We start from the raw sequence: 531 nt of genomic DNA on the forward strand, positions 1-531 counted from the left end.
GCCCACGGCCGGAACGCAGCAAGGGCGAGTGCGTCGCTGCGCGCGAGGGGGAGGCAGCGAAGAATGGAACGGAAAGACCGTATCCGTTACAGAACGAGGAAGCCAATGCCTGGCGCCATTGCTCCTTCGTCATGAAACGGTCCATCACTTCGCGCCTCGACTCATCATTCATCTGAACAACATGAAACGCCCCTTGCCCGACTCAAGACTTCCCCTCGAAAAATATTCATTTTTAGAAGAAGAAGTACGACCGATACGGCTACAGCTTCTCGATGAATTGAACGCCAAGAGGCCTGAATTCGCGGACGATGATAAACCGAGAAGTTACGAAATCGATCTCTACATCGATTCACTCGAGATCGCAAAAGCGCCAGACAGTCACGACAGAATCCTGGAGTTCTGCACCTACTTCTGCCTCCCAAAGAACTTTGCGCACGTGATGGGCGAAAAAATAAAATCGGGCAGCAAATCATTGATCCTGTGTGACAGCACTCTTGAGATGATGATAAGCACATTGATAAACTTCCAGCA

1 protein-coding gene is annotated in these 531 nt (G+C 50.7%); it reads left to right on the forward strand.

The window, feature by feature from the left end; translation table 11 throughout:
* Positions 1–181: 181 nt before the first annotated feature.
* The coding region (locus AC1D01_RS38195) for a hypothetical protein (protein WP_477875226.1) at positions 182–531 on the forward strand (350 nt) is incomplete at its 3' end.

This window comes from Rhizobacter sp. P3_B12, assembly GCF_056402895.1.